A 13,012-nucleotide genomic window follows, 5' to 3' on the forward strand; every position below is an offset into this window, starting at 1 on the left:
CCAAGTTCGAAGTGATCTTGACCGCCTGGGCCGCACCCGGGATGAACAATCCCGCCGACCCGGATTCGCCCACCGGAACCATTGACGCCGACGGCATCGACGCCGAGGCTCTGGCGGCGGCGCGGGGTCGGGATCTGCGCAGTGCCGCCCAACGCACACACGATGCGTTGCTGGCGTTGTGCGACTACGTTCTCGCCCACGGCGGACTCGGTGCACCGAGCCGGATACCGGCGGAGTTGGTCATCACCGTCACCGACCAGGAACTCGCCGCCCACGCCGGAATCGCGTTGACCGCGACCGGCACCCGCATTCCGATCGGTGAACTCGTGCGGCTCGCTGCCGAGGCTGTGCCGCATTTGGCGGTCTTCCGGAATCACACCAGCGAAGTCCTCTACCAAGGCCGCGGTGCACGCTTCGCGAGTAAGGCGCAGCGGTTGGCGTTGTTCGCCCGCGACCGCGGCTGCACCGCCCCCGGCTGCGACCGCCCCTTCGCGCAAACCCAAGCCCATCACGCACCGGACTGGATCACCCCGGCCGGACGCACCGACATCGACGCCCTCGGCGCCGCCTGCGGACGCCACAACCGCGCCGTCGGCACCAACCGCGGCCAATGGGAAACCACCACCCTCACCGACGGACCCCACACCGGACGCATGGCCTGGCGACCAGCCACCACCGACCAACCCTGGCGCCTCAACCCCATCCACCACGCCGGACAAGCACGGCACCTGCACCCGCCAGAACTGCATCGGCAAGAATCGGGCCCACCGCCGGCGCATCCGCCGCCTCGGACTCCACCGCAGGAGTCACAAGCTCCCCCGGCAGATTCCGAATCTGCCCAGTCACCCCACGCCGCGGCCTGACGCGTCCTCCCAAGGTGCGCCGCGCTTCTAAGCTGCAATCGACACACCCGCCGACCAGGGAGCACATCGCATGGAACTGACGACGCTGACGCACGAGAACGAAGACGGCATCCTCACAGTCCGGCTCAACCGCCCCGACCATCTCAACGCCTTCACCGTCGAGATGGCGCAGGAATTGGAGCACACCTTCCGTTCGGTCAACGATGACGACTCCGTTCGGGCTGTCATCGTCACCGGCAACGGACGTGCGTTCTGCGCCGGCATGGACCTGGCGACCGAGGGCGACAATGTGTTCGGGCTCGACGGCGCCAAGCGGCCCACGCTCGCGGACATGGCCGATCTGGATGATCCCGGAATCGCGCGGATTCGCGACACCGGCGGGCGGGTGACGCTCGCGATCTACGCTTGCCGCAAACCGGTGATCGCGGCCGTCAACGGCGCCGCAGTCGGCATCGGCGCCACGATGACGCTGCCGATGGACGCTCGACTCATATCGACCAAGGGCCGGATCGGCTTCGTGTTCGGACGTCTCGGCATCGTTCCCGAGGCGGCGTCATCGTGGTTCCTCCCTCGAGTGGTCGGCCTCCCGAAAGCGCTCGACCTGGTGTACCGCGCCGACATCCTCGATGCGCAGAGCGCACTCGACGCCGGCCTGGCACAGAGCGTCCACGAGCCGGAGGATCTGCTCGACGCTGCGCGCTCGGTCGCCGACTCCTGGACTCAGGGCCGTTCGCCGGTGGCCGTCGCGCTCGCCCGCCAGATGCTGTACCGCAACGCGGCGCAAGAACATCCGACAGAGGCCCATCGCATCGATTCGCTCGCGATGTTCTACACGAGCATCGGCGACGGCGACGACGGTGTTCGAGCCTTCCTCGAGAAGCGACCGGCCGAGTTCGATTCGAAGGCGTCTCGGATGCCGGAGTTCTATGACGAGTGGACGCGGGAGTAGCGCCTCACTCGGCCACGGTCACCGTCGTGCCGACCTCGGCCCAGTCGTAGAGATGCTTCATCTCTGGTCCCGGAACGTGGACGCATCCGCGAGATCCCGCGGTCTTGAAGGCTTCGCGGTCGCCGAACGCCGTCTTCTGCCACGGTGCGTCGTGGAATCCGAAGTCACCGAAGAACGGCAGCCAGTAGCGAACATGGTCTCGGTAGCCGGGTCCGACGAGGTCCCGATTCGTCTCTCGGCTCTGAACGGTCCAGGTGCCGGTCGGCGTGCCGTCACCGCGCGCGACGTTCCCCGTCGTCACCGGTGACGACGACACCGGACGTCGCCCGTCGCACATCCACATGGCTTGCTGGGACAGACTGACTCGGATCAGTCGTCGTCCGGGCGCGTTGGTCCGGCACTCGGCACTTCCTGCTGCGCGAATGGCGGCGGGATCGGAGATCGTGCTCGCCGGAACCGCTGCGGCATGCGTGGCGGGCTGCACCGCGGCAGAGTTCGTGTTCCACGTCAGATGGAGAAGCAGCGCCACCGTCACCACCAGTGCCGCGGTCGCCAGGGCGAGCGGCGCCGCGTACCCGCGCACACCGCTGCGCAGTCGGTTGCCGCTCGCCACTTCCGCCACCCTGGTCTCCTCGCACTCGCGATGGCCCAGGGTAGCTATTCCGACTCCTGCTCGGATAGGACCTGCACCTCACGGACGCCGTCGATCTCGGCGAGAGCCGCGACCAACGCCTCCGTCCTCGCTCCCCCGGCCACCTCCAGGATCAGTGCGGCGGTGCCGTCGACTTCCACGTCCTGAGGCCGGGCCTGCCGTATCGTCCACCCGCCGCTGGTGATCGACTCGATGATCTGCCGCAGTAATCCGTGCCCGTCGGCGTAGGTGACTTCGATCTGCGATTCGGAGACCTGCCCGGGCAACAGTCGCGACAGGGCCCGCAGTCCATACGCCGTCACGAAGTGCAGCGCGGTCACCACCACGGCCAGCAGCCACAGGCCGGCGCCGGCCGCCATGCCGATCGCTGCGGTCTCCCACACTGAGGCCGCAGTCGTGAGGCCGCGCACCGCACCCCGGCGCGTCAGAATGATGCCCGCTCCAAGGAAGCCGATGCCCGACACCACCTGAGCGGCCACTCGCGACGGATCGACGACCACTTCGTCCGAAAGCACATTCATGAATCCGTACTTGCTGATCAGCATGAACAGTGCGGCGGAAGTGCCCACGATCGCCTGAGTGCGGAGCCCGGCACTGCGCCCGCGAAGCTGTCTCTCAAGCCCGATCAGCGCGCTGAGGACAAACGCGAGTACCAGCTCACCCACTTGGGGCCAGCCCTGCTGCTCCAACGCGTCAGCGAGTGCCATCGTCGTTCGACGGTACTCCCGGAGCAAGCGCACCGGAGTGGCGCTGAGAGATTCTGCCGACTGGTTCCACGTGAAACCGGCATCGGCACTCCCCGCGACGTCGTTACGCCCTCAGCTCGAGTCGGCGTCAAGCTACGCTGAGCCGCACCGTCAGGGAGTTCGACGAAGGGGGTCGGCCGTGGCTATGCCGGCATTGGGGCGAGCACGCAGCAAGGGCGGCGAGGTCGCGACCATCGAGTTGTTCTTCGACCTCGTCTACGTATTCGCGTTCAGCCAACTCGCATCGTTTTTCGCCGAGCACCTCACCGGCCGCGGGACCGTCGAGGTGATCGTCATGTTCGGCGGAGTCTGGTGGGTGTGGAACTACACCGCGTGGGCCACCAACTTCGTCGACCCAGCCCGCATCCCCGTCCGGATCCTGCTGGTCGTCCTCATGCTGTTGAGCCTGGTGATGGCCGCGTCCATCCCTGAGGCGTTCGGCGACCGAGGACCCCAGTTCGCCATCGCGCTGGCTGCGATGCAGGTGGTCAGGCCGTTGTTCATCGCGATTGCGATGCGCGGACAGCAGATCGGCCGCAATTACGCGCATCTGCTCGCATGGTCCGCCGTGGCCGCCGCGGTGTGGGTGATCGGCGCGTTCTGCGAACCCGACACCCGGCTGATCGTCTGGATCGTCGCCCTCGCCATCGACGTCGCCGCCCCGCTCCTGCGCACCTGGCTGCCGCGGTTCGGCGGAATCGACATGCGGATGTGGGAATTGACGCCCGCACATCTCGTGGAACGTAATCGGCTGATCTTCATCATCGCGCTCGGCGAGACGGTCCTTTCCATCGGGCGCGAGTTCATGCACATGGAATCGAGCCTGTACTCATTCGTTGCACTGGGGGTGGCGTTCGCCGTCCCGGTCGCCTTCTGGTGGCTGTATTTCGCCCACCATTCGGAGCGCACCGAACGACGGCTCGAAGAGGCCGACGATCCGACCGCCCTCGCCCGCGGAGGCTTCGCATATGCGCACGCCATCCTGGTCGGCGGCGTGATCGTGACCGCCGTCGGCACCGAGAAGATGCTCGCGCATCCCCACGATGAGACGACCACCGTCTACGCGCTGCTCCTCGCCGGTGGCCCGGCGCTGTTCTACATCGGCCTCGCGCTCTTCGTGGCGTCGATCGGCGGCCTGGACCGCTTCGAATCGACTGTCACGGCGTCAACCCTCGCCGTCCTGGCGGCAATCGGCGTTGTCGCCGCATCGACAGGTATCGAGCTCCTCGTGCTGGCCGCGCTGGTCGCTGCGATCCTCGCCGCCGGAGTCGCCTCCGCGTCCTGGCATCACCGGAACGACGCCGCGGTCGCGAAGTCCTGAGGCATTCGCACCCTCCCGTTTCCGCCGGCTGGCAGTCGCCGCACCCCACGTTTCGCGCAACCGCGACCCGGGAACCCCGTGCCCCAGGACATTGAACGGACACGGAAGGGAAGGGACCCGATGGTCTCGATACCGGCTCGATTGACGATGGCCTCACTGCGCGCGACGAGGAGCAAGAAGTTCTATGTAGACCCGGCGGTGATGACCGAGCGCCTCCCCCGGCACCAGCGCAAGAGCATGACCACGCCGCCGTGGCTGCCCACGGTGCAGGTCTCTCTCGAACACGTCGGCGACATGCGCTGCTACCGCATCGAACCGCGCGACGGTGCAGGCGACACCCGCATACTGCACCTTCATGGCGGTGGCTTCGTCGAGGAGCCGCAGCGCCATCATTGGCGGTTCCTCGCGTGGCTGGCGCGGGCCGCCGACGCCTCTGTGATCATGCCTATCTATCCGCTCTGCCCATCGGCGGATCACCGCACGATCATCCCGGCGGTGGCCGATGCGGCGCACACCTATCTAGCGGGCGCACCCGGGCCCGCTGTGCTCTCGGGTGACTCCGCAGGCGGCCGACTGGCTCTCGAACTGTGCTGCGGTGATCGGAGATTGCGAACCGAACCGGACGCCGCCGTACTGCTCTCGCCATGGATCGATCTCACGGTCTCGATGCCGGAAGCCGATGCGATCGACCCCGACGATCCGGAACTCGGGATCGCCGGTCTGCGTCAAGCGGGACGGTGGTTCGCCGGGAACGCGCCGCCCACCGACTTCGGGCCCGTCGACGGCGAGCGACTCTCGGCGCTGCCCCCGACGATCGTGTTCACGGGCACACGCGACGTCCTCAACCCGGATGCCCGCGATTTCGTCGGCCGGGCGCGATCAGCAGGCGCCACGATCAGACTCAAGGAGCATCGGGGCATGTTCCACAACTGGATCATGCACAAGATCCCGGAGGCCAGTCGGGCGCGCAGGGAACTCGAGGCCTTCATTTCCGAACGTCTCGAAGAGAGAGGGTCGCACCTGCGGGGACGATCCACGACCTCGAAGGGGTCGATGCAGTGACTGTCAACGTGGTGGTCCCGGGCCTCAGCGACCGGCAGCGAGCCGAACTCGAGGCACTGCCCGGCGCCGACCAGATGCGGTTCCACAGTCTCCTGGACGTCGAGACGCTCACCGCCGCGCCTCATTTCGACCTCGAGTCGCTGCTCGACCGAGCCCGCGAAGAACTCGCGACGCTGGGCCGGGTGGACGCCATCGTCGCCCACTGGGACTTTCCGACCAGCATCCTGGTGCCGATCCTGGCCATGGAGAACTCGATACCGTCGCCCAGTCTCAAGAGCTTCCTGACGTGCGAACACAAGTACTGGTCTCGATTGATGCAGGCCGAGGCAGTACCCGAGTGCGTCCCGGATTTCGCGGCGTTCGACCCCTTCGACGACGACCCGCTGAGCGGAATCGAGGTGGCATTCCCGTTCTGGGTGAAGCCGGTGAAGTCGCACTCATCGCAACTAGGCTTCGAAATCCACGACGCTGACGAGTTCTACGAGGCGGTGGCCCAGATCCGCCGCGAGATCACGGTGATCGGCGACGCATTCAATCAGGCGTTGGGCATGGTCGACCTACCTCCGGAGATCGAGCGCTTCAGCGGCAACAGCTGTCTTGCCGAGCAGATCATCTCGGGACGGCAGGTGGCGCCCGAAGGCTCAATGTACCGAGGAGAATTCATCACCCACGGCGTCTTCGACATGCGCAAGAGCGCCAACGGTCTCACCTTCGACCGACTGGACTACCCGGCGGGCTCGGTGAGCGATGAACTCATCGCCCGGATGCTCGACGTGAGCGAACGTTACCTGCGGCACATCGGGTTCGACAACGGCTGCTTCAATGTCGAATTCATGTGGGACGACGAGATCGACAAACTCTGGGTGATCGAGGTCAACACACGAATCTCGCAGTCGCACAGTGAGCTGTTCCTGCGGGTGGACGGCACGTCGAACCACGAGTACGCCATCGATGTGGCTCTCGGGCGACGGCCCGAACCCGGCTCTCGGCGCGGCCCGTACCGGATGGCGTCCAAGTGTCTGCTCGGCCGCGCCGACGACGGGGTCGTGACGTCGACGCCGACCCAGCACGATCTGGCACGGCTGCGCGCAGAGGAACCGGGATGCACCGTCGAGGTGGATGTGCAGCCGGGCGATCGTCTCAGCGAACTGCCCAACCAAGACCCCTACCGCTACGTCCTGGCGACGGTGTACGTCGGCGGTCAGGAGGTGGACGATCTGGAGCAGGCCTACGAGCGAGCGTCGGAACTCTTGCCGTTCACGTTCGAGTGACCTACGGGGAGGAGAGAGCATGGAGGTTGTCAACCGGTTCGACCGCCGCGTCGAAGTGATCGAGAACCTGTTCATCACGATGCATGACGGGACACGGCTCGCCGCCCGCGTGTGGATGCCGGAGGACGCGAACTCCGAACCGGTGCCCGCAGTGCTCGAGTACCTCCCGTACCGCAAGCGTGATGACACGCGTGAGCGTGACAGTCTGCATCACCCCTATATCGCCGGGCACGGATATGCGTCCGTGCGCGTCGACATCCGGGGCACCGGCGACTCCGACGGAGTGCTGCGGGACGAGTACCTGCCGAGCGAGCAGGAGGACGCCTGCGAAGTGATCGCCTGGCTCGCCGAGCAGCCCTGGTGCGACGGCAATGTCGGGATGATGGGCATCTCGTGGGGCGGTTTCAACAGCCTGCACGTTGCGGCGCGCCGACCACCGGCGCTGAGAGCGATCATCAGCGCATCCGCGACCGACGACCTCTACGTCGACAATATGCACTACATGGGCGGGTGCCTCCTCTCCGACAATCTCTCGGAGGCCACCGTCATGTTCGTCAATAACAGCCTCCCCCCGGATCCGGACATCGTCGGACCGCGGTGGCGCGAGATGTGGCGCGAACGACTGGAGGGCAGCGGTCTCTGGGCCGCGGAGTGGATCGAGCACCAGCATCGCGATGACTACTGGAAGCGCGCGTCCGTCTCGGAGGACTACTCACAGATCCAGGTGCCGGTGATGTCCGTCGGCGGCTGGGCCGACGGCTACACGAACGCCATCTTCCGCCTGCTGGAGAACCTCGACGTTCCGCGCAAGGGGCTCATCGGCCCGTGGGGTCATAAGTATCCGCACCTCGGTGTGCCCGGTCCGGCGATCGACTTCCTGAACGAGACCGTCCGGTGGTGGGATCACTGGCTCAAGGGCATCGACAACGGAGCGATGGACGGGCCGATGCTGCGGGCCTGGATGCAGGACAGCATCGCGCCGAACCCCGCGTACGACGAACGGCCGGGCCGCTGGGTCGGCGAGGACAGCTGGCCGTCGTCGCGCATCGACGATCGCGAGTACGTACTCACTCGATACACGCTCGACGACTTCGTCGACAGCACCGAGGTGCGGCCGCGACCGTTGGCGATCCTGTCGCCGCTGTCGGTCGGTGGATCGGGCGGGAAGTGGGCGTCGTACGCCGCGACGCCGGACCTCCCCACCGACCAGCGCGACGAGGACGGCGGCGCACTCGTGTTCGAGACAGAGCCGATGGCACACGGCATGGAGATCCTGGGGCGACCGACGTTGACCGCGGCGGTTGAGGCGGACAAGCCGGTCGCTCAGATCGCGGCCCGTCTCTCCGACATCGCCCCGAACGGAGAGGCCACCCGCATCACCTACGGTCTCTGCAATCTCACGCACCGGAATTCGAGCGCTGCGCCGGAGCCTCTGGAGCCGGGAACCAAATACCGAATCGACGTCGAACTCAACGGACTGGCACAGCGTCTGCCCGCCGGGCACCGACTGCGGCTGTCGTTGTCCACCTCGTACTTCCCGCTCGCCTGGCCGCCGCCGGAGCCGGCGACCGTCACCGTCTACACCGGCGAATCCCGGCTCAGCGTCCCGGTGCGTCCTCCGCGTGACGCCGACGCCCTACTCAAGGACCTGGGTACGCCGAAGAGCGCGCCGCCGATGGCTCGCCGGAACCTGGAGTCGGGTCGGCACCATTGGCGCACCACCCGCGACCTCGCGTTCGGCACCACTACACTCGAGATCGAAGACGATCAGGGAACCACCCTGATCGAGGAGACCGACACCGCGGTGACGCGGTCGGCCACCGAGTGGTTCGAGTACCGGAACAACGACGTGACATCCGCGCGCGGTACCACGCGCACGGTGCGGCGCATCGAACGCGGCGACTGGCGTATCGAGGTGAAGACGCACACCGTGCTCTCTTCGACGAGCAACGAATTCATTCTGACCGCCGAACTCGATGCCTACGAGCTCGACGATCGAGGCTCTCGTCGGGTGTACGCGGAGAGCTGGGATCGGCGGATTCCGCGTCGTCTCGTTTGATCTTGCGTCGAGCGGTCGTCTCCGAAGGCCCGGGCCCGGCTGCGGAGCGGTCAGGTCACCAGTGTGCGGCCGCGGCGCCAGGCGTCGCGGAAGGCGATCGACAATCGTTCCTCCACGGTCTGATGGGCGCGCATACCCGCGACCACCTCCTGCTCGCCGGGTTCGAAGGTGTCGAGGCCGGTTCGACGCACGTCTCCTGAAGGGCCTGCCTGTCCCTGCAGTTGCGCGAGATAGCGATGGATCGCGGCGTCGGCCGCTCCGAGCCGTTGCAGTCCGAGGAGGATGCCGGCGGACCTCGTCGTGGCGTTCACTTCCGCCGCGGTGGCACGGCCGACCGCAGCGCCGCGCCACGTCGGCCGTATTCGCACGCAATCGGTCAATACCAGCGGGCCGAGCGCCGCAGCCGGTGCCGTCGGCAGGTAAGCCAGATAGCCCGTGTCGAGCCCGAACGATTCGAGTACTCCGTCGAACACTTCCCGCTGCGACGACGAACCCCGCGGAGACATCAACGAGCCCACCGCGAAATAGTCGGCGAACTCCCGCAGATCGGCCACCTCGGCGAGATACCCGTCCAGCGCGAGAAAGGCGTCGCCGCCGGACGAGTGTGCGGGCTCGGTGCTCGGCACCCCGCGCGTCGAACCCCGAGCGCCGCAATACCTCGATGAGACCTTCGTGAAGAATCGATCTTCGAGGAGCAGGCGAATCTTCGTCAGATGCCGGTCCGAACAACGTTCCGAGTCGACCCCGTGCCACCCGCGGTAGTGGAGTTCGTGAAGAACCACGAGCGCGAGCATCGCGTCGTCGGACCACGCTTCGGAGAGACACACGGTCCGGTCGTACGAGATGACCGCCGCTTCGCGGTTCCGCCGAAGGCAATCGATCACCACGTCGGAGACCGGGCCTCGAGCGGGCGGGAGCAGCGGGCGGTCGACCGATGACGCGGCCCTCATCGGACTGACGTGATCGTCGTGGCGACGGCGGAGCCCGTCGACGCCGTGCGCAGACCGTTGTGAACGACCACGTCGCGATCGGCGAGGTGACCGGAGGTCAATCGGCGTCGAGCCGGCGATCCAGGAACCGATCCCGGTGCAGTAGAAGCCATATCGTCACTCCTGTCCACCTCGTCCCCGACACGGGGAACCTGGTGTCGGATACCCGACTGTGACGTGGATCAAACTCCGGGCCACAGGATGGTTGATCCCGGCCTCACGTGGGTATCCGTCCGGCATGGACAGCAGGCCGGACGCCGCGCGCAGAGATGCGGAGAAGCGCTGGGGCCACCCGAAGGACTTGAGGTCGCCGGCGCTGTTCCTCGGCGCCGTTGTGGTGATCGCATTGGGTGTACTGGTCGCCTTCGTGATCGGCGGCGCCCCGATCGGTTTGGCGGCCGCCGTCCCCGGAGTCCTGGGGGTGGGCGGCCTCGTCGCTCTGGCGATGGCCTTCCGTGCATACCGCCGTGGACGCAGCTGGGTGGAGTGGCAGGGCGTCGGTTGGCTGCTGCTGACCATGATGCTGCCGGCGCTGATCCTGCCTTTCATGGCCGCCTCGGCGCCCTGAACAACGGCTCGGGTGGATGATCGTGCCGGTGGAGTCGCTGTGCGGTACCGCTCGGTTGTCGCGCAGTTCGCCGGGATCCCGAGAATCTCCGAGACGTGGCCGAGGACTCCCACACCACTCGGTAGACGTGTGGTGATCCTGGCATCTCTCAGGAGTTCGGCGCACTCGACACCGCGAATTCCGGATGTGCAGTCTTCGCCCTGGGATGGTCACCCGTTGCCGGTGAGTGGTTCCACTGAGTCCGATCGTGCGGACCTACGGTGAAGCCGAACCGGCGGTTTATGAGAGGAAATGATGTCATCCAATTCACGCGAGGCGACGGCCACCATCATCGCGCAGAACGCCGCACTTCGAGAACGGCTTCCGTTCTCTGACACGCAGGATTTCGAGGACGCCAATCGCGGTCTGCTCGGCAAGCGCGTTCCGAATGCGATCAGGAACGCCGAGGGAACCGTGGTGTGGGACAACGACACCTACGACTTCCTGCAGGGCGAAGCCCCCGACACCGCGAATCCGAGCCTGTGGCGACAGTCGCAGCTGAACTCGATCCAGGGCCTCTTCGAAGTCGTTCCTGGGATCTACCAGGTTCGCGGGTTCGATCTTTCCAACGTCACTTTCATCGAGGGCGACACCGGTGTTCTGGTCCTCGACCCGCTGGTGACCGAGGAGACGGCCGCGGCCGCACTGGAGTTGTACCGCGAACACCGCGGCGACCGGCCCGTCACCGGCGTGCTCTACACCCATCCGCACGTCGACCACTTCGGCGGTGTTCGCGGCATCGTGAGTCAGGAGGACGTGGACTCGGGCCGAGTTCCGGTCATCGCCCCCGAGCACTTCACCGAGCACGCCGCGTCGGAGAACGTCTACGCGGGCACTGCCATGGCCCGCCGATCTGCGTACATGTTCGGTGCAGCCCTCGCTCGCGGCCCCCAGGGCGCCATCGGAACCGGTCTGGCGCAGACCGTCGCCACCGGCAACATCACTCTGATCGCGCCGACACTCGACATCACCACCACCGGCCAGGAAGAAGTCGTCGACGGCGTCCGAATGGTCTTCCAGATGGCGCCGGGCACCGAGGCGCCGGCCGAGTTCCTGGTCTACTTCCCCGAGCACAAGGCGCTGTGCGCGGCCGAGGACGCCACCCACACGCTCCACAACCTGCTGACTCTGCGTGGCGCGCTGGTGCGTGACCCGCATGCGTGGGCCGGATACCTGACCGAGACCATCGACCTGTGGGGCGGCGAGGCCGAGGTGGTCTTCGCCTCTCATCACTGGCCGACGTGGGGCAACGAGCGCGTGGTCAAGTTCCTCTCCGAGCAGCGCGACCTCTACGCCTACCTGCACGACCAGTCGCTGCGGCTGATCAACCAGGGCTGGACCGGAATCGAGATCGCCGAGCACCTCGAACTCCCGCCCGTGCTGGAGAACGCCTGGCATGCGCGCGGCTACTACGGCTCGGTGAGCCACAATCTCAAGGCGATCTACCAGCGATACATGGGCTGGTACGACGGCAACCCGGCCCACCTCTGGCAGCATCCGCCGGTCGCGCAGGGCAAGCGCTACGTCAAGCTCGCGGGCGGCGCCGATGCGGCCGTAGCGAACGCCCAGGCGGCCTTCGACGAAGGCGACTTCCGATGGGCCGCGGAGGTCCTCAGTCACGTCGTGTTCGCCGAGCCCGACCACGCCGGGGCCCGCACCCTCCTGGCCGATACCTTCGAGCAGCTCGGCTACGGATGCGAGAACGGCGTGTGGCGCAACATCTACCTGTCCGGCGCCACCGAGCTCCGCGAAGGCAAGTTCGGCACGCCGACCGTCTCGGCGTCGCCCGACGTGATCTCCGCGCTCACCCCTGAGATGCTCTTCGACGCTGTCGCGATCCAGATCAACGGTCCGCGCGCGTGGGACCTGAAGCTGAGCATCGACGTCGTGATCACCGACGCCGACGTTCGCTACCGGCTCCGGCTGTCCAACGGCGCCCTGACCTACAGTTCCGCACCCCAGAGCGGTGACGCGGAGCTGACGATCACGACCACGAAGCAGGCGCTTCCGGTGCTCGCCACCGGAGCCCTCTCCGCCGACCGTCTCACCGAGGCGGGCATCGAACTCAGCGGTGACACCACGGTGCTGGAACGACTCGCCTCGGTCATCGATCCGGGCGACCCCGACTTCTCCATCGTCACGCCCTGATCCAACGCGGGGCGTTCACGTCACTCCGGAGCAGTCACGAAAGCGGCGCGAGCGTGCAGGTGCACGCACAGGACTGCCCACCTCCGCGTGCGGAGGTGGGCAGTCCTGGCAGTCTTGTGCGTGCTGCGACCAAGAGGATTCGCCCTACCGGTCTTGGGTCTCAAGCCATCGGGTGGTTAAAGGTCTCGGGTGTTTCCGGCCCGGAAGGCCGGGTTAAAGGCCAAAATGTGTGTACAGATACGCTGGTTTCCGGTGTCTGACCTCGACTGACAGTGCGCCGGACATGCTTTGAAAGCATGTTCGGTGTCAGGTTCTCGGAATTCCCCCTCATGTGGTGTATGCGGC

11 protein-coding genes are annotated in these 13,012 nt (G+C 66.6%); 8 read left to right on the forward strand and 3 right to left on the reverse strand.

Features of this window, described 5'->3' with window-relative positions; genetic code table 11:
* Positions 1–863 (forward strand): HNH endonuclease signature motif containing protein (locus ABFX36_RS18370; protein WP_346077727.1); only part of this gene is annotated, 863 nt, incomplete at its 5' end.
* 70 nt (positions 864–933) lie between these two features.
* Positions 934–1,812 carry a crotonase/enoyl-CoA hydratase family protein gene (locus tag ABFX36_RS18375; protein WP_222111836.1) on the forward strand — a complete coding sequence of 293 codons (879 nt, stop codon included), beginning with the start codon at positions 934–936 and terminating at the stop codon, positions 1,810–1,812.
* Positions 1,813–1,816: 4 nt separating this feature from the next.
* Here the strand turns inward: ABFX36_RS18375 and ABFX36_RS18380 are convergent, their stop codons facing one another.
* Together ABFX36_RS18380 and ABFX36_RS18385 are read right to left on the reverse strand one after the other, a co-directional pair.
* Entirely contained in the window at positions 1,817–2,434 is a 618-nt protein-coding gene (locus ABFX36_RS18380) for a L,D-transpeptidase (RefSeq protein WP_006897926.1), read from the reverse strand.
* 35 nt (positions 2,435–2,469) lie between these two features.
* Positions 2,470–3,171, reverse strand: coding sequence for an MgtC/SapB family protein (locus tag ABFX36_RS18385; RefSeq protein ID WP_006897925.1), 702 nt, complete (start codon positions 3,169–3,171; stop codon positions 2,470–2,472).
* A 184-nt stretch (positions 3,172–3,355) separates the two neighbouring features.
* On the opposite strand from ABFX36_RS18385, the gene ABFX36_RS18390 reads away from it, so the two are divergent.
* The 4 genes from ABFX36_RS18390 (at position 3,356) to ABFX36_RS18405 (ending at position 8,923) form a co-directional block, all read left to right on the forward strand.
* Complete coding sequence (locus tag ABFX36_RS18390) at positions 3,356–4,531, forward strand: low temperature requirement protein A (protein WP_006897924.1); 1,176 nt, start codon at positions 3,356–3,358, stop codon at positions 4,529–4,531.
* A 120-nt stretch (positions 4,532–4,651) separates the two neighbouring features.
* A complete protein-coding gene (locus ABFX36_RS18395; RefSeq protein WP_346077731.1) occupies positions 4,652–5,593 on the forward strand; it encodes an alpha/beta hydrolase in 942 nt (313 codons plus the stop codon).
* Positions 5,590–6,864, forward strand: coding sequence for an ATP-grasp domain-containing protein (locus ABFX36_RS18400; protein ID WP_346077733.1), 1,275 nt, complete (start codon positions 5,590–5,592; stop codon positions 6,862–6,864). Before ABFX36_RS18395 ends, ABFX36_RS18400 begins: the two co-directional genes overlap by 4 nt.
* A gap of 19 nt (positions 6,865–6,883) precedes the next feature.
* On the forward strand, positions 6,884–8,923 hold the full coding sequence (locus ABFX36_RS18405; protein WP_346077734.1) for a CocE/NonD family hydrolase: 2,040 nt from the start codon (positions 6,884–6,886) through the stop codon (positions 8,921–8,923).
* A gap of 50 nt (positions 8,924–8,973) precedes the next feature.
* Here ABFX36_RS18405 and ABFX36_RS18410 read toward each other — a convergent pair whose 3' ends face one another.
* Positions 8,974–9,873, reverse strand: a complete 900-nt coding sequence (locus ABFX36_RS18410; protein WP_006897920.1) for a hypothetical protein — start codon at positions 9,871–9,873, stop codon at positions 8,974–8,976.
* Positions 9,874–10,150: 277 nt separating this feature from the next.
* Here ABFX36_RS18410 and ABFX36_RS18415 point away from each other — a divergent pair, with 277 nt between their 5' ends.
* Both ABFX36_RS18415 and ABFX36_RS18420 read left to right on the forward strand, forming a co-directional pair.
* Complete coding sequence (locus tag ABFX36_RS18415; RefSeq protein WP_039868038.1) at positions 10,151–10,480, forward strand: hypothetical protein; 330 nt, start codon at positions 10,151–10,153, stop codon at positions 10,478–10,480.
* Between the two features lie 294 nt (positions 10,481–10,774).
* Positions 10,775–12,667, forward strand: coding sequence for an alkyl/aryl-sulfatase (locus ABFX36_RS18420; protein WP_428832067.1), 1,893 nt, complete (start codon positions 10,775–10,777; stop codon positions 12,665–12,667).
* Positions 12,668–13,012: the final 345 nt, after the last annotated feature.

The sequence above is a fragment of the Gordonia cholesterolivorans genome (genome assembly GCF_039531975.1).
Classification (GTDB): Bacteria; Actinomycetota; Actinomycetes; order Mycobacteriales; family Mycobacteriaceae; genus Gordonia; species Gordonia sihwensis.

Coding starts and splice junctions, on each gene's coding strand:
- ABFX36_RS18415 (WP_039868038.1), top strand. CDS start 10,151: ATGGACAGCAGGCCGGACGCCGCGCGCAGAGATGCGGAGAAGCGCTGG.
- ABFX36_RS18385 (WP_006897925.1), bottom strand. CDS start 3,171: ATGGCACTCGCTGACGCGTTGGAGCAGCAGGGCTGGCCCCAAGTGGGT.
- ABFX36_RS18395 (WP_346077731.1), top strand. CDS start 4,652: ATGGTCTCGATACCGGCTCGATTGACGATGGCCTCACTGCGCGCGACG.
- ABFX36_RS18410 (WP_006897920.1), bottom strand. CDS start 9,873: ATGAGGGCCGCGTCATCGGTCGACCGCCCGCTGCTCCCGCCCGCTCGA.
- ABFX36_RS18375 (WP_222111836.1), top strand. CDS start 934: ATGGAACTGACGACGCTGACGCACGAGAACGAAGACGGCATCCTCACA.
- ABFX36_RS18420 (WP_428832067.1), top strand. CDS start 10,775: ATGTCATCCAATTCACGCGAGGCGACGGCCACCATCATCGCGCAGAAC.
- ABFX36_RS18405 (WP_346077734.1), top strand. CDS start 6,884: ATGGAGGTTGTCAACCGGTTCGACCGCCGCGTCGAAGTGATCGAGAAC.
- ABFX36_RS18390 (WP_006897924.1), top strand. CDS start 3,356: ATGCCGGCATTGGGGCGAGCACGCAGCAAGGGCGGCGAGGTCGCGACC.